The sequence below is a fragment of the Microbispora sp. H10885 genome (genome assembly GCF_014161415.1).
Classification (GTDB): Bacteria; Actinomycetota; Actinomycetes; order Streptosporangiales; family Streptosporangiaceae; genus Microbispora; species Microbispora triticiradicis.
The window spans coordinates 326,777-348,012 of record NZ_JABBWY010000007.1 but is presented as its reverse complement, the minus strand read 5'-3'; the positions used below and the strand labels follow the sequence as shown (position 1 = coordinate 348,012).

Below are 21,236 nucleotides of genomic sequence, written 5' to 3'. Positions count from 1 at the left end.
CATGACGGACGTGTCGAGCAGGGGGCCGGAGCCCGGAGACGAGCGCCCGGTGCTGACCAACCGTCAAGGGCACCCGGTCTACGACAACCAGAACCAGCGGACGGTCGGCGCACGCGGCCCGGCCACCCTCGAGAACTACCAGTTCCTGGAGAAGATCAGCCACTTCGACCGGGAGCGCATCCCGGAACGGGTGGTGCACGCGCGCGGCGCCACGTCGTACGGCTTCTTCGAGGCGTACGGGACGTGGGGCGACGAGCCGATCGCCCGGTTCACGAGGGCGAAGCTGTTCCAGGAGGCCGGCAAGCGCACCGACGTGGCCGTGCGGTTCTCGACGGTGATCGGGGGGCGGGACTCGTCGGAGGCCGCCCGCGACCCGCGCGGATTCGCCGTGAAGTTCTACACCGAGGACGGCAACTGGGACCTCGTCGGCAACAACCTCGCGGTGTTCTTCATCCGTGACGCCATCAAGTTCCCCGACGTGATCCACGCGCTCAAGCCGGACCCGGTGACGTTCCGGCAGGAGCCGAACCGCATCTTCGACTTCATGTCGCAGACGCCCGAGACCATGCACATGCTGGTCAACCTGTTCAGCCCGCGGGGCATCCCATCGGACTACCGGCACATGCAGGGCTTCGGGGTCAACACGTACAAGTGGGTGAACGCCGAGGGCGAGACCCACCTCGTGAAGTACCACTGGATGCCCAGGCAGGGAGTCCGCAGCATGACGGCCGAGGACGCCGCCCGGGTCCAGGCCCACGAGCTGGGACACGCGACCAAGGACCTCCGCGAGGCGATCGACCGCGGCGACCACCCGGAATGGGAGCTGCTCGTCCAGATGATGAGCGACGAGGAGCACCCCGAGCTGGACTTCGACCCGCTGGACGACACCAAGGTCTGGCCGGAGGAGATCTTCCCGGCCAAGCCCGTCGGCCGCATGGTCCTCGACCGCAACGTGAGCAACAACTTCGCGGAGAACGAGCAGATCTCCTTCGGCACCGGCGTCCTGGTCGACGGGCTGGACTTCTCCGACGACAAGATGCTCGTGGGCCGTACGTTCTCCTACAGCGACACCCAGCGCTACCGCGTCGGGCCGAACTACCTGCAGCTGCCGGTCAACCAGGCCAAGAACGCCAACGTGCGGACGAACCAGCGCGACGGCCTCATGACCTACCGGCAGGACCAGGCGGGCGAGAACCCGCACGTCAACTACGAGCCCTCGATCACCGGCGGGCTGCGCGAGGCGCAGTTCCCGACGCACGACGAGCAGGGCCCGGAGATCGTCGGCAGGCTCACCCGCAAGCGCATCCCGCGGACCAACGACTACAGGCAGGCGGGCCAGCGCTACCTGCTCATGGAGCAGTGGGAGCGCGACGACCTGGTGGAGAACTTCGTCACCATGCTGTCGCAGTGCGTGCGTCCCATCCAGGAACGCATGGTCTGGCACCTGCTGCTGGTCGAGGACGACCTCGGGCTACGCGTCGGCGAGGGCCTCGGCATCACGCCGGACGACGTCAAGCACCTGGAGCCGCTGGCGAGCCAGGACCTGACCGACGAGGACCGGCAGCGCCTGTCCAGTCTCGGGAAGAACGGCCCGCGCGACGTCTCCGGCCTGAAGATGACGCACTGCGTCCCGAACGAGCGGGCGGAGGTGCCCGCGATCTGACACCCGCACAACGGGGGGAAGGGGCCCGGCTCGGCATCCCGAGCCGGGCCCCGGCACGTCGGCGGCCTCGAAGGTCGCTACCCTACGGGGAGGCCGCGGATGTCGAGGAGTGTGCGATTATGGGCGTTGCTGGTGCTTTCCTCCAGGCGTACGGCGAGGAACCCGCCGGAGTCTGGCACGCGCCCGGCAGGGTGAACCTGATCGGCGAGCACACCGACTACAACGACGGCTTCGTGCTGCCGTTCGCGGTGCCGTGGGGCGTCACCGCGGCCGTGCGCCCCCGCGAGGACCTCACGGTGCGGATCGCGTCCCTCCAGGCGCCCGGCGGGGAGCAGGCGCTGGACGACCTCGACCGGGCGGACGGCTGGGCGCGGTACCCGGCAGGGGTGGTCAAGGTGATGCGCGGCGCCGGCCTGCCGGTCCGCGGCGCGGACATCATGATCGACGGCGACGTGCCCACGGGCGCCGGGCTGTCGTCCAGCGCGGCGCTGGAGGTCTCGGTCGGGCTCGCCCTGAACGACCTGTACGGCCTGGGCCTGGAGCCGATGGAGCTGGCCAGGCTGTGCCAGAAGGCCGAGAACGAGTTCGTCGGCATGCCCTGCGGGATCATGGACCAGGCGGCCTCCGCACTCGGCAGGGAAGGGCACGCGCTGTTCCTCGACTGCCGATCGCTGGCGAGCCGCGCCGTTCCGTTCGACCTGTCGGCGTACGGCCTGCAGATCCTCATCATCGACACCGGCGTCCACCACGAACTGGCCGACGGGCAGTACGCGAGGCGACGCCAGGACTGTGAGAACGCGGCCAAGCACCTCGGCGTCGCGTCGTTGCGGGACGTCACAGACCTCGCCGGGGCGCTGTCCCGGCTGAGCGGCGACGAACGGGCCCGCACCCAGCACGTCGTCACCGAGAACCACCGGGTGGAGGCCGTCATCGGGCTGCTGCGCGCGGGAGCCGTACAGGAGATCGGCGCCCTGCTGAACGCCTCGCACCTGTCACTGCGGGACCAGTACCAGGTCTCCTGCCCGGAACTGGACGTCGCGGTCGAGAGCGCGGTCCGCGGCGGCGCGCGGGGGGCGCGGATGACCGGCGGCGGCTTCGGCGGCTCGGCAATCGCGCTCGTCGCCGACGACCGGGTGGACCGGGTCCGCACGACGGTCGAACGCGCCTACGCCGAGCGCGGCTGGGCCCCGCCCACGTTCCTGCCCGCCACCCCCGCCCCCGGCGCCCACCGCGTCCGATAAGCGCGCGACCGCCCACCTTACGGAGAGGTCATGAACTTCCTCTGGTCGTCGCGCCAGGCATGCTTGCTGAAGTTGCCGCCCATAATGCGGAAGCGCTTGACGGACACAGCGCCGTGACGTGTACTTATAGTGGTCGGTGACAAGAGGTCCAGGGGACTTCTTCCCGGGGGACCGGGATAGCCGGCCTCACTCATACGGTGCCCCAGGGAGTCAACATCGAAGCCAGATGGGGCTGGATTCGGCTCTCGAACCATTTGCAGGGTCGACCTTCCAAAATCCGCTGCACCGCCCAGAGGCCGTAATCCGCCACCTGTATCCCCCATGAGCTTTGTGCGTCCCAGACGCAGAGCACTACCTCCCGATCCACGGCCAACTCACGGCATACATCTGAAAGCGCTTCACGCGCATCCATGAGCCGCCGGTTGGTGCTAAGCGTGGCCACGATCACGTAGAGCGTATCCCCCGGCGCGCTGACCAGCGGCAGCACGTCCCTGAAGTGTGAGTACCACGCCAGCTTGTACAGCCAGTGCGGTCGTTCCCTGATCGACGGATGCGCCCTCGCCTTACAGAGAAAGGTGACGTCGATTCGCGGTCTTTGGCGACCTATCAAATCGAACATCTCGTCTCGGGTGGCATGGGAGTCGTTCTTCGCGTGAAGGCCCCTGGGCAGATTGACGCCGCGCCTCTCCAGATCGCACCGCAGGCGTAGCCCATCCCAAACCTGCCGGCCGTGTTCCCCGCCGAACACGGCCGTCCCGAAGCCGAAGTAGAGACTTGCTCCAGGCGATCCGCTCATATCCATATTGCCGGTTTCGTCGGCATACATATAGATTTCCGCCATATTCCAGCTAGCCTTCAGCTCGGCAAACAGTGGAAACCTTTCCTACCACGTAACCGAGACCTTGCTCTCGAATACCAGCCCGATCACCGGCCCTGCCGGCCTTCGCGTTGCCGCAGTGAGGGTCTTGGGGATCGCGTCTCTCACCGAAGCACGTTGTCCGGTTGGTCGAGCGGGACGTCTTGTCGGTCGCGGCCGATAGGTTCGGGAGGCTGCGCCGGACTGCCTGTCGGCGCCACCTGACCTGAAGGGATCGTCACGATGGCGAAAATCATCTCCACGCTGTTCATCTCGGCCGACGGGGTGGCCGAGATCGACCCCGCTTGGCACTTCCCGTACTTCGACGAGAACATGGGCCGCGCCGTCACCGAGGACTATGACACCGCCGACGTGCTGCTCATCGGGCGCGAGACCTATGACAGCTTCGCCGGCGCCTGGCCCGGCCGCGAGACGGCGGGCGAGGTCGACGCGCCGTTCGCCAAGCAACTCGGGGACATGCGCAAGGTGGTCGTCTCGCGCCAGCCGCTCGAGTTCTCCTGGCGCAACTCCGAGCTGGTCAAGGGCGATCTCCTCGACGCCGCCGCCGCGCTCAAGGCCGATGCCGGCATCAGAGGCATCCTCATCCCGGGGTCGATCTCCGTCGTGCAGCAACTGCTCGCCGCGGGGCTGGTCGACGAGGTGCGCCTCCTGGTGCATCCGGTGGCGGCGCGTAAGGGCCGCAGGCTGTTCGACGACGGCGACGCGCCGTACCACCTGAAAGTGACGGCGACGGAGGCGTTCCCGACGGGCGTGATCCGCGTGATCTACTCGCCGACCGCGGCACCTGCCAAGGCCGGCTACGACGAGATCAAGGACCAGGTGCCCGAAGGGAAGTAGCGTACGTCCGGAGATCACCAGGGGACGACGCCCTCGTCGTCGAAGAAGCCGCCGCGCGGGCCGTCGTCCGGCAGGGTGGCGAGCCGGATCGCGATCGCGGCGCCCTGCTCGGGCGTCCGCGGCGCGTTGTAGCCGGTGAAGTCGGTGGCCACGTAGCCCGGGCAGCAGGCGTTCACGATGATCTTCGTGTCGGCGAGCCGGCGGGCGTACTGGGTCGTGATGCCGTTGAGCATCGTCTTCGACGGCGCGTACGCGGCCAGGATCGGGCCGGTCTGCAGCGTCAGCGAGCCCATGTTGCTCGACACGTTGACGATGCGCGGTGCGTCCGCGCGGTGGAGCAGCGGGAGCATCGCGTTCGTCACCCGGACGACCCCGAAAACGTTCGTGTCGAGGACGGTGCGCACGACGTCGAGGTCGAGCGTCGTCGGATCCTGCGCGCCGCCGTCCATCCGGCCGGAGATGCCCGCGTTGTTGACGAGTACGTCGAGCCGGCCCGCCGTCCGCTCGATCGTCTCCGCCGCCGCGGCGACGCTGTCGTCGGAGGTGACGTCGAGCGCGACCCCGAACGCGTCGACGCCCTCGGCGCGCAGCCGCTCGACGGCCTCCTTGCGCCTGACATCGTCGCGCGCGCCCACCGCGACCGTGAAGCCGATCGCCCCGAGACCCTGTGCGACGGCGAAGCCGATCCCCTTGTTCGCGCCGGTCACCAGCGCGGTCTTCCTGTCGTTCACGCGATCAATGCTCGCGAGCCGCACGCTCGTCGTCCAACACCGTGTGAGTGGGCTGTGATACTCGGCGGGTATCAGCCGGTAGGCTCCGGCCGTGGACGACCTCGAGACCCGCGAGCTCCGGTACTTCGTCGCCGTCGCCGAGGAACTGCACTTCGGACGCGCAGCCGACCGGCTTGGGATCGCACAACCGCCGCTCTCCCGCGCGATCGGCCAACTGGAGCGGCGGCTCGGTGTCCGGCTCCTCGACCGGAACCGGCGCGGAGTGGCGCTCACCGACGCCGGCCGGGTGCTGCTCCGCGAGGCCGGTACGGCCCTCGACGCTGTGGCGGCCGCCGCGCGCCGGACGCGGCGGGCCGGGGACCCGAAGCGGCCGCTGGTGCTTGCGTCGAAGGCCGGGGCATCCCATGAGCTGCTGCAACGGCTCCTCGACGCGTTCGCGAGAGAGCCCGGCGCGGTACCGGTCGAGGTCCTCCTCTGCGAGGTCGGCGAGCAGGCGGGCCTGCTCCGCGACGGACGCGCCGACGTGGCACTCGTGCACCGGCCGTACGACGACCTCGCCGGGTTCGACACCGAGGACCTCCACGTCGAAGGCCAGGTCGCGATCCTTCCCGCGGCGCATCCGCTCGCGTCCCGCGATCGGCTCACCATGGCGGAGGTCCGCGACGTGCCGGGCCTGCCGATCGCCCGATGGCCCCGGCTCGACGGCTCCTACCCGGACGGACCCGGACCGGAGGTGCACACCCAGTCGCAGCTCGCCCAGCTCGTGGCGCTCGGCAGGACACTGCTCGTCATCCCGGCCTCCAGCCGGGCCTGGCAGTGGCCCGAACACGTCGCGGTGCCCGTCGTCGACGCGCCGGACGTCACCACGGTGATCGCGTGGCCGCCCAGCAGCCGCTCATTGGCGGTCGCATCACTCGTCCGCTGCGCGGCCAGGCTCCGCGACACCGCGCCGCCTGTAAGCTCCGCCCGAGTTCGACCTGCGCGGTAGTAGTACACCGCGCTGCGGGCGGCAGGTCCTCAGATTTCCAGCGCAGCGAGGCTGTCCCCACGCGTGCGGTCGTGGGGTGGTCGCTTCCGTATCGGCCTCACGGGCCCGCGGATGCTGCGGGTGGTAGAGCCAGACGTCTTGTCGGTCGCGGCCGATAGGTTCGGGATGCTCGCGCCGTCGGCGAGGATTACGGCACGGCCGACGTGCTGCTCGTATCTCATCCTTCAAGCGGCGGCTGCGGTACGAGGCCGACCTTGTTGAGCGCGTCGACCCGCGACGTGGCGGCGAGCTTACGAAAGATATTTCGCAGGTGTGCCTTCACGGTGGCCTCGCTGATCGCGAGCTCCTTCGCGATCTCGCGATTGGAGAGCGCCCGGCTCACGCACTTCAGCACCTCCCGTTCGCGCTCCGTGATGTCCTCCGGGCCGGCGACGGGTCCGGACACACTTCGGTGGTCTCTCCCGGAGCCGGATGGGCGGCCGGCAAGCCGGACATGCTCGTGCGCCAGGCTGCCGATGTAGAGCCGGATGCTGATCGCCTCGTACAGCGCTTCCAGCACGTCTGGGAGGCGCTCGCGGCCTTCGGGGATCTCCGTCGTCAGGACCTCGCGCAGGACCGGAACGGCCGCGCGCCACAGCAGGGTGGCGGCGCGGATGGAGTCGGCGACGAGGATCTGCTCGTGCGCCCGACTGATGCCGAGTTCGCGGGTCGGGACGTGCGGATCTGATGGTTCCGTGGCGGTGGGATCGAGTACGCGTACGCACTCGCTCAAGATCGCCTCAGCTTGGCGGCGGGCCTGATGCCAGCGGTCGGCCGTGGTGACGAGCGGGCTGTCGGCGTCGCGCAGCGCTTTCTCGTAGAGGCCGAGGATCTGGTCGATGCGCTCGCTGACGATGCCGGTCACAGATGTCTCTTCGCCTCGAACAGATCGCGTATTCGACCATTGGCCCGAACCTTTTGTGGAGATGTGTGTCGATCATAACGGATCTCGCGGTAATCGGTGGTTCTCGGTGGTGGGCGTCACAGAGCGTCAAGGGCGCCACACCGTCGGCCGCGACTCCCACTGCTACGACGCAGGTAGAAAGATCAACGGGCGTAAGCGCGGTCATCCTCACTCAGATGGCATGACGCGTGAACAACGTGATTCCCAGCGCGGCAATGGTCGCGTACTGGGTGGCCATGAAACTGCGGTACGGGTTCCGGGGCGTCTCACCCGCGAGAGAGCGGCAGTCGCCGGCGACTCTGCACGCTCCCAGCGTGAGGATCAGCATGGACGGGAGCAGGACGGGCGCCGTCAGGGCGGCCGCCGCGTCACCCGCCACCGCGACCGCGACGGCGAGGGCGGCGGTGCATCGGGCGACTGGGGTGATCCCGTACCGGACCGCGAAGGTGCGACGCCCGGCCAGAGCGTCGCCCGGCACGTCGGCGATGTCCTTGGCCAGTGCGCCCACCAACCCCATCCAGCCGGACATGACGAGGCCGAACACGACGACGGCGGCGCTGTGTCCGTGCGCTGCCCGCGCTCCCGCCCAGAAGGTCGCCAGGCCGAGGGCCGCAATCACGGCGCAGGCGGCCGCCCCCGCCCGCTTGGCCGCCCGCGGGGGACCGGAGTAGAGGTAGCCCAGGCCGAGGAAGAGCAGCACGTGGACGGTGATCCCCGCCGTCGCGCCGATTGCCAGGGCTAAGGCGGCGGCGCAGCCCGTGAAGGCCGTCGCGTTCGCGCGCGACAGGCGCCCGGACGCGATGGGGCGCCGAGAGCCGTTGCCCCGGTCCTCGGCGACATCCATGATCCCGTTGAACACGTAGACGGCGACGGCGGCGGCGGACCACGCCACGGCTCCGGCGGCGACCGAGACAACGTGCGCGCCCGCGCCACCGGTGAGCGCGGCCCCGGCCAGGAAACGGCTGAGGAACATCACCTGCACCAATGGCCGGGACTCCAGCAGTCCCATGAATATCGTATGCGGCGCGGTGACCAGCGACCGTCGAATTCCGGTTAACGATTCATGCCTGGTGACCAACAGCCACCGCCATGAGAAGCCAAGAGAACCCCCGGATGCTCGTGGACGGAACCATGAAAAACCAGGGCTATCGGGCCTGTCAACCAACGGCGCGGAACGCGAGGATTCCAATGCGGGCGGGCGGGTGTGGCCGGTTGATCACCTTGGGTGAGGGACCCGGCCGATGCCTGGCCTTTCGCGCCGTGGTCAACGGCTCGGATCCCCCGAAGAACGGTCCTGAGCACGGGGTGCGGAACCCGCCGGCCGCCATCCCGCGACCACCGGGGACGGCGGGCGACCGTGTGCGCACATGCTTCGAACGCCATTCGGCCGGTGGCGCCACCTGTCGGCCGGGAGGCCGGGAGTAATACCAGAGAACGATGCACCGTAATCCTTTTGGATGAATTGAATCATCATTGTCATGAGGAAAGGATCTCTGTTAGTGTCTCAACGTGCTCCCCGAAACCGTTTCGCTGCTAATCCTGCGCTAAGTCCCAGGTAGTGATTCGATCGTTCTCGGTAGCAGAGGATCTGTGCTGTGCCTTCAATGTCGGCGGACGTGAAACGCCAGTCGATAGTCGAACAATTCCGCTGGCGGGCGATGAGCTCGCCCGACTCGGTGGCGGCCTCGGACGCCACGGAACGCGTCTCGTATGCGGAGCTCTGGCACCGAACGGAGACGATGGCCCGGCTGCTGCGCGCCCGTGGGTGCCGGCCCGGTCAGCCGATCGGTCTGTGCATGTCGCCGACGGTCACCCGGCTGGCGTCGATGCTCGCGATCATGGGGATCGGCTCGCCCTACATCCCGATCGACCCCGGTTACCCCGACGGCCGGATCCGCTCGATCGTCGACTCGTCCGCGGCGGAGGGGGTGCTCGTCGACGAGGTCACCGCGGAGCGTTTCGCGTCGATGCCCTACCGGCTCGTGAGCGCCTCCGAACGCGCGGCTGACCTGACAGGCCCAGCGGTGATCGAGCCGGGCGGCTCTGATCTCGCGTACATCATCTACACCTCCGGATCGACGGGTGACCCGAAGGGCGTCGCGATCGAACACGGCGGTGTGGCGAATCTGTTCGCGGCTCTGGACGCGGTGCTGCCCGCCCCGCAAGAACGGCCGGACGAATGCTGGCTGGCCGCGGCCAGCGTCTGCTTCGACCTGTCCGTCGTTGAATTGTTCTGGCCGCTGACCCGGGGGATTCCCATCGTGCTTGCCGCCTTGGACTCCCTGGCCGGGAAGTCCAGTGACGGCGCCGAATTCCTGACCGGCGTGTTGGCGGGCGGACGGGTCACCCACTTCTTCGTCACGCCGTCCCTGATCCAGCTGATGCTGCAGGATCACACCCTCGCCGCCGCGATCCGCGGGCTGCGGGTGCTGATCCTGGGCGGCGAGATCGTGCAGCCCGAGCTGATCGGCCGGCTCCGGCCGGTGCCGCACATCTACAACGCGTACGGGCCCACCGAAGCCACCGTGGCCACGACGGTGCACGAGTGCACCGACCGGGACGTGGAGTATGTGCCGATCGGACGGGCCCTGCGCGGCCTGGACGTTCGGGTCGTCGACGAGGACGGCGGGGACTGCCCGCCCGGCGTGCCCGGCGAGCTGCTGATCGCCGGGCACGGACTCGCCCGGGGGTACATCAACGACGAGGAGCTCACCGCCCGCAAGTTCCCCGTGCTGGGCGACGGGGAGGACCGGCGGCGCTGGTACCGCAGTGGCGACCTGGTCAGCATCGACGCCGACTCGACCCTCCGGTATCACGGCCGCATTGACGGCCAGGTGAAAGTCCGGGGCTTCCGGGTCGAGCTGGGCGAGATCGAGGCGGCGATCCGCGCGGTACCCGGGGTGGAGGAGGCCGCGGTGTTCCCCGTCCGGGACTCCGCCGCCCAGGTGACCGGGTTGATCGCGGCGGCGAAATCCGCGGCGGACGGCGTCACCGGTGACGCGATCACCGCCCGGATCGGCCAGGTCCTGCCGTGGTACGCCGTGCCGCACACCGTCCGGGTCCTGCCGGAGCTGCCGCTCGCCGTGAGCGGCAAGCTGGATCGGAAGGCGCTGGAGCGTCGGCTCCTGGCGCTCGCGCCGGTCCCGGACCCCGATACGGCTCCCTCCCGGCTGGCGGAGCAGAGCTACGAGCAGATCATCGCCGGGATCTGGAGCTCGGTCCTCGGTATGGAAAAGGCGTTCGCCGACGACGAGAGGTTCTTCGACGCGGGCGGGAACTCTGCCCTGCTCGGCTTGGTCCTCACCCGACTGCGCACCGCGTTCCCGGAGGCGAACCTGCAGCTGATCGACCTGTATCGGCATCCGACGATATCCGCGATCGCGGCACGGCTGCGAGCACCAGTTCCGCCCAGGTCACCGGCTGCCGGCCGGGCCCGGCCGGGCGCGCGGCTGAGCGCGGCCGACCGCCGGCGGCTGGCCCGGCGAGCGAAGTAGCCGGTACCAGACAGCATCACCGACATTAAGGACTCGGCGAGTGAGCTATCAGCACGACGGATCGGAAGACCTGCCGCGCGAGGCCCCTGACGAGTACCGGGACGACTCACAGGGCGTGGCGATCATCGGAATGGCCTGCCGGTTCCCGGACGCGGACACGCCGGCGCGGTTCTGGGCGAACCTGGTCGGCGGCCGGGAGTCGATCACCGTCGCGGACGGCCCGGACGACGGTCCGGCCGGGTGGGTGCGAGCCTCTGCGACCCTGGAGGGCATCGACCGGTTCGACGCCGGATTCTTCGGCTACAACCCCCGTGAGGCCGCCCTGCTCGACCCGCAGCACCGGCTGTTCCTCGAGGTCTGCTGGGAGGCGCTCGAGGACGGCGGCGCGGCCGGCCAGCACCGCACCCCGGACGTCGGGGTGTACGGCGGCTGTGGAACCAGCCTGTACCTGATGCACAACCTCGGCGGCCAGGCGAGCAGGCCCCTGCCGAACTTCCTGGACACGGCCCAGGACCTGCAGCTGACCATGGCCGCCGAACGCGACTTCCTGACCAGCCGGGTGTCGTACAAGCTCGATCTCGACGGCCCCAGCGTAAGCGTCCAGGCGGCGTGCGCCACCGGCCTGTACGCGCTGCACCTGGCATGCCAGGCGCTACTGGCCGGCGAGTGTGATCTGGCGCTGGCCGGGGCGGCACACGTGCCGGTGCCACAGATCGACGGATATCAGCCGGAGCCGGGGCTGGTGCTGTCCCAGGACGGGCACTGCCGCGCCTTCGACGCTGGAGCCACGGGAACGGTCTTCGGCAGCGGCGTCGGCGCGGTCCTTCTCAAGCCGCTGGACCGTGCGCTGGCCGACGGTGACCGCGTGTACGCGGTCGTCCGGGGTACCGCGGTCAACAACGACGGTGCGAGCAAGCCTGGCTTCAGCTCCCCGAGCGTGGCCGGCCAGGCCGCGGTGATCCGCCAGGCGCTCGCCGCCGCGGACGTCGAGGCCGACTCGGTCTCCTACGTCGAGGCGCACGGCACCGCGACGCCGACCGGCGACCCCATCGAGATCGCGGCGCTGACGGACGCGTTCGCCGGGGTCGCTCCCGGTTCGTGTGCCCTGGGCTCGGTCAAGACGAACATCGGGCACCTGAGCTGGGCCGCGGGCATCGCCGGGCTGATCAAAGCCGCGCTCGCCCTGTGGCACCGGAGGCTGCCGGCCTCCCTGCACTTCCACGAGCCCAACCCGGCCATCGACTTCGCCGGCTCGCCGTTCTTCGTGCAGTCCGAGACCGCGGACTGGCCGCGCGGGGACGGCCCACGCCGAGCCGGGGTCAGCGCCTTCGGGGTCGGCGGCACGAACGCCCACGCGATCCTGGAGGAAGCGCCGGCCCTCCCTGGCAGGCGGAACGACCCCGATGCCGCCGCGGAGCCCGGCATGCAGGTGCTTCCGATCTCCGGCGACACCGAGCCCGCGCTCCGCGAGCTGGCGTCCCGGATCGGCGCTGCTCTGCTGGAGGAGGCGGCGCCGGAGGCCATCGACGTGGCCTTCACCCTCGGCGCCGGACGCCGGCACTTCGCCCACCGGGCGGCGGTCGTCGGGTCGGACTGCAAGACGCTCGCCATGCTGCTGGACGCCGTGGCGAACGGTGAGGCGGAGGCGTCCGACGGGCTCGACGGAGAGATCGGCCTCTCGTACGGGCTGGTCCGGGGGGCGCCGCCCCGCCTGACCACGCTCTTCTCCGGCCACGGGGCCGAGTACCTGGAGGCGTGCCGTGACCTCTACCTGTCGGAGCCGGTGTTCCGGGAGTTCATCGACCGCGCCGATCCGCTCTACCGGCAGCACATCGGCCACCGCCTCTCGGAGTTCCTCTACCAGGACGATGCCCGCCGGGGCATGCCCATCGACGACTTTCGGCTGGCCCAGCCGGTCGTCTACACGCTGCAGGCGGCGCTGCTGACCCTGTGGCGTAGCTGGGGGGTCACGCCGGACGCCTACGCAGGCCACAGCCTCGGCGAGTACGCGGCGGCGTACGGCGCGGGCGTGTTCGACTTCGAGACCGGGCTCTACCTGGTGTCCGAACGCGCCCGGCTGTTCAGCACCCTGCCCGAGTCCGGCGCCATGGCCGCCGTCTTCACCGGCGAACAGCAGGTTCGTGAGCTGCTGGCGGGCAACGAACAGGTCGGTGTCGCGGCGATCAACGCGCCCAACCGCACCGTGATCTCCGGCGACGGAGCCGCCGTACGCGCCGTCATCGCGGAGGCCGAGCGGCGCGGCATCACCTGCAAGCCGCTGCGGATCGGCCGGGCCGGGCACTCCTCGCAGGTCGATGCCATCCTCGACGACTACTCCGCCGTGCTGAAGTCCGTCGAGCTGCACCCGCCGGCGCACACGATCGTCTCCACCCTCACCGGGGCCCCGGTCGCCGAGGAGATCGCGACGCCCGGGTACTGGCTGCGCCAGCTGCGGCAGCCGGTCCGGTTCCTCGACGCGATCCGCGCGGCCGCCTCCGGAGAGCCCGGCGTGTTCCTGGAGATCGGCCTCGCCAACACACTCGCCGGTCTGACCCAGCTGGCTCTGAGCGACGATCCGGGCTGCGAGCCGACGTGCCTGGAGACACTGCGCTGGGAGCGCAACGACATCGCCTCCACCCGGTTGGCGCTGGCCGGGGCGTACACGGCCGGCGTAGCGGTGGACTGGGCGGCCGTGTCGCCCGGTGGTCGTACGGTCACCCTGCCCACCTATCCCTTCCAACGCCGGCGGCATTGGGTCGAGCCGACCCCGGCGAGCGGTGACGCGGCGGCGGGCCGCATCGACGGCGACTTCAGAGGAGCCCTCGACACCGACGTGGCGGACCCGGCGGATTCGGGCGCCCCCGCGCAGTACGCGGTCACCTGGATCGACGCGCCGCCGGCCGCCGCGGCTCCGGCGGCCAACCGGCGAATCCTGCTCATCGCCCCTTCGACGGGCTCGGCGGCCGACCTGAAGCTGGAGTTGGAGCGCCTCGGCGCCGAGGTGCTGGTCCACGTGCTCACGGACGACGCGGTGACGGACGCCGCGCGGGTGCTGACCGACTACCGGCCGTGCACGGTCGTCAACGCCGTACCCGTCCTACGCAAGCGCCAGGCCGACCTCGGCGGACCTCCGCTCGTCACCGGGTCGGCCTCCGACGACATCGTCGCCGCCGGGGGGGCGGCCGGCCTGCAGCTCTTCCAGGCGGTGTCCGCGGCGAACCTGCCCGACCTCGTCGTCTGCACGGTGACGTCGGGGGCGCACCGCATCCTGACGTCGGACGACGTGATCCCCGCCCAGGGCGCGATCGTCGGCATCGCCCGTACCGCACGCACGGAGTTTTCGACCGTCCGGCACGTCCTCATCGACCTGGACGCGGCCGCCACCAAGCAGCGGTGGTCCGCTACGGCGGTGCCCCGGCTGGCCGCAGCCATCGGCTCGCTCCCGGCCGGCGACGCCGAGCTGGCCCTGCGTGGCGACCGCGTGCTGCTGCCCCGCCTGCGCCCCGGCCGGGTACCGCCCGGAGCCGGGCGGGTCCGCATCGATCCGGCGGCCTGGTACCTGGTCATCGGCGGATCGGCCGGCGTCGGCCTGGAGTGCGCGCACGCGCTGCTGGAGCTGGGCGCCAGGCGGCTGGTCCTGTGCGGCCGGTCCGCTCCCGGTCCGGAGCGCGCCGAGCGGCTGCGGCGGCTGAGCCGGGAGTTCGGAGCGGACATCCGGACGGAGACCGTTGACGTCTCGTCGCCGCGGCAGGTCGATCGGCTGTTCGCCCGCTACTGCGCCGGGGACGCCGTCGTACGCGGCGTCGTCCACGCCGCGGGCGTCATCGACGACGGCATCATCGACCGGACGGACTGGAGCCGGATCGCGCGGGTGCTGGCGCCGAAGGCGCAGGGCGCGTGGAACCTCCACCGCAGCGCCGCCGAGTACGCGCCCGACCTCGACCTGTTCGTGATGACCTCCTCCTTCACCGGGTTGTTCGGCAATCCCGGGCAGGCCGGCCACGCCGCGGCCTGCGCGTTCCTGGATGCGCTGGCCGGCCACCGCCGGGCCGTCGGGCTGACCGGCCTGTCGGTGAACCTGGGTTCCTGGTCGGACGTCGGCTACCTGGCAGGCAACGAGGACTTCCTCCGCCAGCTCGAGGAGCAGGGCATCGGTACGATCTCCAGCGCCGCGGGCCGTCCGGCCCTGCGCGCCGCGATCGAGGGCCGGCCCTCGGGTCAGGTCGGACTGCTGCCCGTCCGCTGGAAGGACCTCGACCCGGACCACCACCTCGCATCCAATCCTCTGGTCGCTGAGCTGACCGGCGCCGATTCGGCGCCCGCGGCCGCCGATCCGCCCCCGGCGGCGCCGGTGACCTCGGAGGACGTCCTTGCCTGCTGCCAGGAGGTCGTCGCCCGCGAACTGGGCTTCGACGGCGACGAGCTACTCGGGCTGAACCTGACGAAGGCCGGCATGGACTCGCTGAACGCGCTCACCATCCGGAACAAGCTGCAACGACGCCTGTCGGTGCCGCTGCCGGCGTCGATCTGCTTCGACAAGCCGACCATCGACGAGCTCGCCGACGACATCGCGCAGCGGATGCGGAAGGTGCGGGCCTGACATGGAAAACGAGGCCGCGTACTCCGAGCACGTCATCGGCACCTACTCGGAGGAGTTCCTCCCGCTGGTGGCGGAGTTCGACCGGATCCACCGGGAAGGGCAGGACTCCAACGCCGAACTCTGCGTCTACGTCGGAGGCGAGGAACGGGTCCGGCTGCGGTCCGCGGAGCGGCTGCCCGACCAGCTGCAGAACGTGCGGTCGGTCAGCAAGGCCCTGCTGTCGGTCGTCACGCACGCCCTGCACGAACGGGGCGTGATCGACATCGACCGCCCAATCGCCGAGGTCTGGCCGGAGTTCGCCGCCGCCGGCAAGGAGTCGCTCACCCTGGCCGTCTTCCTCAGCCACCAGGCCGGGCTGATCGGCGTCGACCGCCGGCTCTCCGTCGACGACGTGCTCGAATGGGACCCGGCGGTCGAGGCGCTCGCCGCCCAACGCCCGTACTGGGAACCGGGAACCGACCACGGCTATCACGACCTGACCTTCGGCTGGGGCGTGGGCGAGTTCCTGCGGCGCGCGACCGGCAAGTCGGTGGACGAGCTGTTCCGGGAGGAATTCCGCGAGCCGCTCGGCGCCGAGGTTCGGATCGGCATCGACGACCTGACGCGCTTCGCGCCGTTCCGCCAGACGCGTCCGGCAGGCACCGGTACGGCCGCGGACATCCTGCACCTGCTGGGTGACAACTCCTCGTTCCTGAGCCGGTCCCAGCGAAACCCGAACCTGATGGGGGTGGAGAACTCCCTGCGGTACCTGGGCGCGGAGGTCCCGGGATGCAACGCCGTCTCCTCCGCCCGGGTCCTGGCCAGGATCTTCGCCGCGACCATCGGCCCCGTCGACGGCACACGCCTCTGGAGCGAGGAGACGCTGCTGCGCGCATCCCGGCTGCAGAGGCGCGGAACCGACCGGGTCTTCGTCCGCGAGCGAGCCTACTCGCTCGGCTTCATGCTGCCCGACCACAACCTGCCCCAGGCGGGCCTGGCGGTCGACTCGTTCGGCCACTACGGGCAGGACTGCGCCCTGGTCTTCGCCGTCCCGGGCGACGACCTGGCCTTCGCCTACACGACGACGCAGCTGAACCGCCGGCTGGACCAGTACACGAGTACCGATGACCGTGCGGACCGGCTGGGCCGGCTGGCCGTCGAGTCGGCGCGCCGGCTGGCCCCGGCTCGGGCACAAGCGGAACTCAGGAGGGTTTGCCCGTCATGACGACAGCACTCATCGACACCAGTAAGCGGCTCCGGGAGATCCTGGACCGGCTGAGCTCCATGTCCATCGAGGACTACTACAACCCGTACCAGATGTTCGACTGGCCGGACTCGCTGCCGCAGGACATGTGGTGGATGAGCCCCGAGCTGACCACGACGTACGGCACCGAGATCGCGGCGGAGCTGAGCCAGGAGCAGCTCTACCGGCTGTCCAAGTACGAGAGCATCAACTTCTACAGCCTCAACGTGCACGGCATCCGCGAGCTGCTCATCGAGGTCACCGGGCGCATACACACCGACGAGTTCGCCACGCCGTCGGAGTTCTTCCACCACTTCATCGGTGAGGAGAACGAGCACATGTGGTTCTTCGCCCAGTTCTGCCTGCGCTACGGCGGGAAGATCTACAAGCAGCCGCGCGGCGGTGCCGAGACCATCCCGCCGAACAACGCGGCGAGCCTGCTGGTCTTCGCCCGCATCCTGATCTTCGAGGAGCTGGTGGACCACTTCAACTCCACGATGGCGCTGGACGAGCGGCTCGACGACACGATCCGGAAGATCAACCGGATCCACCATCAGGACGAGTCCCGGCACATCGCGTTCGGGCGGGAACTTGTCCGCATCCTGTTCGAAGGCTTCCGCGAGCACGCCACGCCGGAAGAGCTCACCCAGGTCAGCGACTACCTGAAGCGGTACATGGCCTACAGTTTCGAGTCGCTGTTCAGCCCGCAGGTCTACAAGGACGCCGGCATCCCGAACCCGCTGGAGGTGCGCCGGCGGCTGCTCACCGGCCCGCGCCGGCCGGAGTTCGAGGCGCGGGTGTTCCGCAAGACGCACTCGTTCCTGACCAAGCACGGCCTCATCCAGGCCGAGGCGGCGGCGCCCGAGGGTGTTCGATGACCGGCCTGAGCGGTAGCCGGATCGCCGGCGGCCTCGCCATTCTGGGGCCTGAGGAGACCGCGTTGCTCCGCCTGCTCGACGACACGTTCCGCAGTTGGGCCGTTGAGGAGGGCGGCGGCGAGATCTCCGCCCCGCCGATCTATCCGGTGGACGAGCTGGCGAACTTCGACGTCTACGTCAACTTCCCCCATCTCGCTCTCGTCGCCGGCGGCCTGCGGGCGCCGGTCGCCGGCCCGGCCGGCGGCCGGTTCTCAACGGAGCAGATCGCCGGTCCCCACCTTGGCCTGCCCACGGCGACCTGCTTCGGCGCGTACCTCTACTACCGGGATCGGACGGTGCCCGCGGACACCCTGGTGACACTGGTCAACCGCTGCTTTCGCGGAGAGAGCCACTTCGACGGGCTGCGCCGGCTGCTCACCTTCCAGATGCGCGAGATTGTGGCGATCGGATCTTACGAGCACACGCAGGACGTGATCGCCCGATACCGGACCCGGATCGAGGAGCTTCTCGGCGCGTTGTCGCTCGACGTCACCGTGGAGGCCGCGTCCGACCCGTTCTTCCAGCGGGACGGTGCGCGCGCCCTCCTGCAGCGGATGCAGCCGGTGAAGTACGAGTTCCAGGTCGACGACCTCGCCATCGCCTCGGTCAACACGCATCGCAACTTCTTTGGCGAGCGGTGCCGCATCGGCCTCGAGCCCGATGGCGGCACCGCCTTCACCGGTTGCGTCGCCTTCGGATTGGAGCGGTGGGTAAGCGTGCTGGCCGGCCGGTACGGCTCGGCCGGGCGCGCCCACGAGAAGGTCGAGCAGGCGCTCCGTGAGCGGCAGCTCGTCTAGCGTGCCGCGGGTCGGAGTGGACATCGTGCTGATCTCCCGGGCCGAGGACCTGGTGCGGCCGGAGCGCCGGCCGGTGCTGTCGCACATGCTCCGGCCGGAGGAGATCGCGGCCTGCACCCGGCAGGGCCGTCTCGACCCCAGCGCGGTGGCCGGCTTCCTGGCCATCAAGGAGGCGGTGTTCAAGCTCTTTCACCAGCGGAACCGGCCGGTGCCCTGGCAGAGCCTGCAGGTCGACGGCGGAGCGGGCCGGTGGCCGGTCGTCCGGCTCGACGGGACGTCCGCGGAGCTGGCCCAGGCCGCCGGGGTGGAGTCGGAGATATCAGTCAGCGTCACACACGACGGCGCGTACGCCGTGGCCGTCGCGGCGACCATGATCAGAACTTGAGGGATTCCTGAGATGACCCAGCAGCAGACAACGGCGCGAATCGATCAGATCAAGGAATGGATCCTCGCCAAGCACAAGAATCGCACCGACGTCGGAGTCGACGAGGATCTGATCGACAGCCGCCTGGTCGACTCGCTCTCCTTCGTCGAGTTCGTGTTCCTCATCCAGGAAGTGAGCGGTGTCGAGATCGACATGGACACTTTGAACATCAGCGACATTCGCACGCTCGCCGCCATCGAGAAACACTTTCTGGCCACCTGATCGACGCGAGTGGAGAAAGGCAATCGCGTGGATGACATCTCCTACACCGCCCAATGGACCGCGGCCGTCCGTGCGCTGGAGACCGAACGCTCCGACGGCCTGTTCCGCGACGAGTACGCTCGGTGCCTGGCCGAACCACGTGGGTTCGAACTGCTCGACCGATACCGAGGCGCCGGCGTGTCCGACTTCGTCGCCGTGCGCACCCGGTACATGGACGACGCCTTGACGCGCATCCTCGGCGAGACCGGCATCCGGCAGGTCGTGCTGCTCGCCAACGGCATGGACGTACGCACCCACCGCCTCGACTGGCCCGCCGGCACGACCGTCTACGAGGTCGACCACGGCCCGTTGCTGGACGAGAAGCAGGCGCGCCTGGCTGCGCTCGCGGCCGAGCCGCGGGTGCCGACGGTACCGATCAGCGCCGACCTGGCCGGGGACTGGCTGGAGGCGCTGAAGTCGGGCGGGTTCGACCCAGCCGAGCGCACCCTGTGGATCGCCGAGGGCCTGCTGTTCTTCCTCACTGAAGAGCAGGCCGGACGGCTGCTCGAGACGGTGGCCGGCGCCTGTCCGTCGGAAAGCCGGTTGGTCGTCGACATGACCAGCGCGGCCCTGCTGCGCCACCCGATGACGCAGGCGTTCCTGTGGCGCCTGCGCGAGGACGGCACGCCGTGGCGGTTCGGCACCGACGACCCGGAGGGATTCCTGACCGCACACGGGTGGACCGTCGAGGATCTCCGGCAGCCGGGCGAGCCGGGCGCCGGCGAGCGCCGCTGGCCGTACGCCGTGCCTCCCCGCGAGGCGCGTGGCGTGCCGCGGAGCTGGCTGATCAGTGCCGTCACGGCGGATCGGCCTTAACCGCCCGGAATGGCCACCGTACTGACGTGACCACCCCAGGCGTCGAGGAATTCCGCGCCTCGCGGAATCAATCGGCCGCCCCTTGAAGAGGATTCACCGTAAGATTCGTCAAGACCGTCCACGAAGGTTTGATCGTGATACGAGGAAAGCCATTGGCTGCGCTGGGTGTGATAACGCGATGACCGAGACCGGAAAGACCTCAGGAGAGTTTCCCTGGCGGGCGCGGACTGCGGTTCTGACACTCGGGACATTCGTCGTCGGAACTGACGGATTCATCATCGTGGGTCTCCTTCCGAAGATCCAACAAACGCTGCACGTCAGTACCGCCGCGGCCGGTCAGCTGGTCAGCGTCTTCGCTTTCTCCTACGCGCTGCTGGGCCCGATCCTCGCCACGCTCACGGGCCTGTGGCCCCGGCGCCGGGTCCTCGTGACCGGCGTCGCACTGCTGGCCGTCGGCAACGCCGTGACCGCGTCGGCGCACGTCTACGGTCTGGTCCTCGCATCCCGCGTGCTGGCCGGGTGCGGCGCGGCGCTGTTCGTGGCGAGCGCCGTGGCCACGGCCGCGCATCTCGCCGGCGACCAGCAGCGGGGCCGGGCCATCTCAATGGTGACCGCCGGGGCGACGCTGTCGCTGGTGCTCGGCGCCCCGCTGGGCACCCTCATCGGCGGAGCGTGGGGCTGGCAGAAGGCGATCTGGTTCGTCGCCGTGGTCGCCGCCGTCGTCGCGATCGTCCTCACCGTGCTGCTCCCGCCGATCAAACTCGATCAGAAGGCAACGCTGCGGCAGCGCATCACACCGCTGACTGACTGGCGGGTGCTGCGGATCCTGATCGTCACCCTGCTGGCGTTCATCGGTATCTTCCTGCCCTTCACGTACATGAGCGCGGTCTTCGCGCCGGCGCTCCATGGGCACGAATCCGGCCTCGCGCTCCTGCTGCTGGTGTTCGGCATCGCCGCCACGGCCGGCAACCTGACTGCCGGCTCGCTGGCCGACCGGTACGGCCCGCGCCGCGTCGTCATCGGCGCCACGCTGGGCGTCGCCGCGGTGTTCCTGATCATGCTGCCGATCCGGGACGTCTTCGTCCTCGTGGTGATCGCCGAGGCGCTCAGCGGCGTCGTGTCCTACTCGGTCATCGGGCCGCAGCAGCACCGCATCATCGCGTACGCGCCACCTGGGGGCACGTCGCTGGTGACCTCGCTGAACACCTCCACCGGATACCTCGGCCAGTTCCTGTCCAGCGTCATCGGAGCGGGCCTGCTCACCGCGACCGGCTCCGCCGTCCTCCTGCCGGTCGCCGCGGGCTTCGCCGCGCTGGCGGCGTTGCTCACCTGGTGGCTGTCCCGGGCGGGCCGGGAGGGCGGCGAGCAGGCCGCCGGTGAGACCGGCATGGTGGCGACCACCACGAAGTGACCGCCTGTCGAGAG

17 protein-coding genes are annotated in these 21,236 nt (G+C 69.8%); 13 read left to right on the top strand and 4 right to left on the bottom strand.

Annotated features, from left to right (window positions below; translation table 11 throughout):
• Nucleotide 1 precedes the first annotated feature (1 nt).
• Both HHX37_RS20565 and galK read left to right on the top strand, forming a co-directional pair.
• Nucleotides 2–1,663: a catalase gene (locus HHX37_RS20565; protein ID WP_182886412.1), complete on the top strand. Its 1,662-nt coding sequence runs from the start codon at nt 2–4 to the stop codon at nt 1,661–1,663.
• A gap of 119 nt (nt 1,664–1,782) precedes the next feature.
• Complete coding sequence (gene galK, locus HHX37_RS20560; RefSeq protein WP_182878048.1) at nt 1,783–2,904, top strand: galactokinase; 1,122 nt, start codon at nt 1,783–1,785, stop codon at nt 2,902–2,904.
• Between the two features lie 190 nt (nt 2,905–3,094).
• On the opposite strand, the gene HHX37_RS20555 is transcribed toward galK, so the two are convergent.
• Entirely contained in the window at nt 3,095–3,745 is a 651-nt protein-coding gene (locus HHX37_RS20555; RefSeq protein ID WP_182886411.1) for a DUF3800 domain-containing protein, read from the bottom strand.
• Between the two features lie 258 nt (nt 3,746–4,003).
• Here HHX37_RS20555 and HHX37_RS20550 point away from each other — a divergent pair, with 258 nt between their 5' ends.
• On the top strand, nt 4,004–4,618 hold the full coding sequence (locus HHX37_RS20550; protein ID WP_117410120.1) for a dihydrofolate reductase family protein: 615 nt from the start codon (nt 4,004–4,006) through the stop codon (nt 4,616–4,618).
• A 14-nt stretch (nt 4,619–4,632) separates the two neighbouring features.
• On the opposite strand, the gene HHX37_RS20545 is transcribed toward HHX37_RS20550, so the two are convergent.
• Nucleotides 4,633–5,358: an SDR family oxidoreductase gene (locus tag HHX37_RS20545; RefSeq protein ID WP_182879268.1), complete on the bottom strand. Its 726-nt coding sequence runs from the start codon at nt 5,356–5,358 to the stop codon at nt 4,633–4,635.
• 82 nt (nt 5,359–5,440) lie between these two features.
• Between HHX37_RS20545 and HHX37_RS20540 the strand changes: the two genes are divergently transcribed.
• Nucleotides 5,441–6,337: a LysR family transcriptional regulator gene (locus HHX37_RS20540; RefSeq protein ID WP_182886410.1), complete on the top strand. Its 897-nt coding sequence runs from the start codon at nt 5,441–5,443 to the stop codon at nt 6,335–6,337.
• 217 nt (nt 6,338–6,554) lie between these two features.
• Here the strand turns inward: HHX37_RS20540 and HHX37_RS20535 are convergent, their stop codons facing one another.
• Both HHX37_RS20535 and HHX37_RS20530 read right to left on the bottom strand, forming a co-directional pair.
• Nucleotides 6,555–7,241 carry a helix-turn-helix transcriptional regulator gene (locus HHX37_RS20535; RefSeq protein WP_310737914.1) on the bottom strand — a complete coding sequence of 229 codons (687 nt, stop codon included), beginning with the start codon at nt 7,239–7,241 and terminating at the stop codon, nt 6,555–6,557.
• A gap of 211 nt (nt 7,242–7,452) precedes the next feature.
• Complete coding sequence (locus tag HHX37_RS20530) at nt 7,453–8,289, bottom strand: UbiA family prenyltransferase (RefSeq protein WP_138461337.1); 837 nt, start codon at nt 8,287–8,289, stop codon at nt 7,453–7,455.
• A 595-nt stretch (nt 8,290–8,884) separates the two neighbouring features.
• Between HHX37_RS20530 and HHX37_RS20525 the strand changes: the two genes are divergently transcribed.
• From HHX37_RS20525 to HHX37_RS20485, 9 genes are all read left to right on the top strand, one after another.
• Entirely contained in the window at nt 8,885–10,774 is a 1,890-nt protein-coding gene (locus tag HHX37_RS20525) for a non-ribosomal peptide synthetase (protein ID WP_259406630.1), read from the top strand.
• 40 nt (nt 10,775–10,814) lie between these two features.
• Nucleotides 10,815–15,374, top strand: a complete 4,560-nt coding sequence (locus HHX37_RS20520; protein WP_182886408.1) for a type I polyketide synthase — start codon at nt 10,815–10,817, stop codon at nt 15,372–15,374.
• A gap of 1 nt (nt 15,375) precedes the next feature.
• Nucleotides 15,376–16,578: a serine hydrolase domain-containing protein gene (locus tag HHX37_RS20515; RefSeq protein WP_182886407.1), complete on the top strand. Its 1,203-nt coding sequence runs from the start codon at nt 15,376–15,378 to the stop codon at nt 16,576–16,578.
• On the top strand, nt 16,575–17,474 hold the full coding sequence (locus HHX37_RS20510; RefSeq protein WP_182879273.1) for a diiron oxygenase: 900 nt from the start codon (nt 16,575–16,577) through the stop codon (nt 17,472–17,474). Before HHX37_RS20515 ends, HHX37_RS20510 begins: the two co-directional genes overlap by 4 nt.
• Nucleotides 17,471–18,310 (top strand): hypothetical protein, encoded by an 840-nt coding sequence (locus HHX37_RS20505; RefSeq protein WP_182886406.1) that lies wholly within the window; start codon nt 17,471–17,473, stop codon nt 18,308–18,310. Before HHX37_RS20510 ends, HHX37_RS20505 begins: the two co-directional genes overlap by 4 nt.
• Nucleotides 18,311–18,326: 16 nt before the next feature.
• Nucleotides 18,327–18,695, top strand: coding sequence for a holo-ACP synthase (locus HHX37_RS20500; protein WP_220502992.1), 369 nt, complete (start codon nt 18,327–18,329; stop codon nt 18,693–18,695).
• A 12-nt stretch (nt 18,696–18,707) separates the two neighbouring features.
• Nucleotides 18,708–18,956, top strand: coding sequence for a phosphopantetheine-binding protein (locus tag HHX37_RS20495; RefSeq protein WP_182879276.1), 249 nt, complete (start codon nt 18,708–18,710; stop codon nt 18,954–18,956).
• A gap of 27 nt (nt 18,957–18,983) precedes the next feature.
• On the top strand, nt 18,984–19,811 hold the full coding sequence (locus HHX37_RS20490) for a class I SAM-dependent methyltransferase (protein WP_182886404.1): 828 nt from the start codon (nt 18,984–18,986) through the stop codon (nt 19,809–19,811).
• Between the two features lie 178 nt (nt 19,812–19,989).
• Nucleotides 19,990–21,222, top strand: coding sequence for an MFS transporter (locus HHX37_RS20485; RefSeq protein WP_182879278.1), 1,233 nt, complete (start codon nt 19,990–19,992; stop codon nt 21,220–21,222).
• Nucleotides 21,223–21,236 lie beyond the last annotated feature (14 nt).

Coding starts and splice junctions, on each gene's coding strand:
- HHX37_RS20495 (WP_182879276.1), top strand. CDS start 18,708: ATGACCCAGCAGCAGACAACGGCGCGAATCGATCAGATCAAGGAATGG.
- HHX37_RS20510 (WP_182879273.1), top strand. CDS start 16,575: ATGACGACAGCACTCATCGACACCAGTAAGCGGCTCCGGGAGATCCTG.
- HHX37_RS20565 (WP_182886412.1), top strand. CDS start 2: ATGACGGACGTGTCGAGCAGGGGGCCGGAGCCCGGAGACGAGCGCCCG.
- HHX37_RS20525 (WP_259406630.1), top strand. CDS start 8,885: ATGTCGGCGGACGTGAAACGCCAGTCGATAGTCGAACAATTCCGCTGG.
- HHX37_RS20505 (WP_182886406.1), top strand. CDS start 17,471: ATGACCGGCCTGAGCGGTAGCCGGATCGCCGGCGGCCTCGCCATTCTG.
- galK (WP_182878048.1), top strand. CDS start 1,783: ATGGGCGTTGCTGGTGCTTTCCTCCAGGCGTACGGCGAGGAACCCGCC.
- HHX37_RS20555 (WP_182886411.1), bottom strand. CDS start 3,745: ATGGCGGAAATCTATATGTATGCCGACGAAACCGGCAATATGGATATG.
- HHX37_RS20550 (WP_117410120.1), top strand. CDS start 4,004: ATGGCGAAAATCATCTCCACGCTGTTCATCTCGGCCGACGGGGTGGCC.
- HHX37_RS20530 (WP_138461337.1), bottom strand. CDS start 8,289: ATGGGACTGCTGGAGTCCCGGCCATTGGTGCAGGTGATGTTCCTCAGC.
- HHX37_RS20515 (WP_182886407.1), top strand. CDS start 15,376: ATGGAAAACGAGGCCGCGTACTCCGAGCACGTCATCGGCACCTACTCG.
- HHX37_RS20485 (WP_182879278.1), top strand. CDS start 19,990: ATGACCGAGACCGGAAAGACCTCAGGAGAGTTTCCCTGGCGGGCGCGG.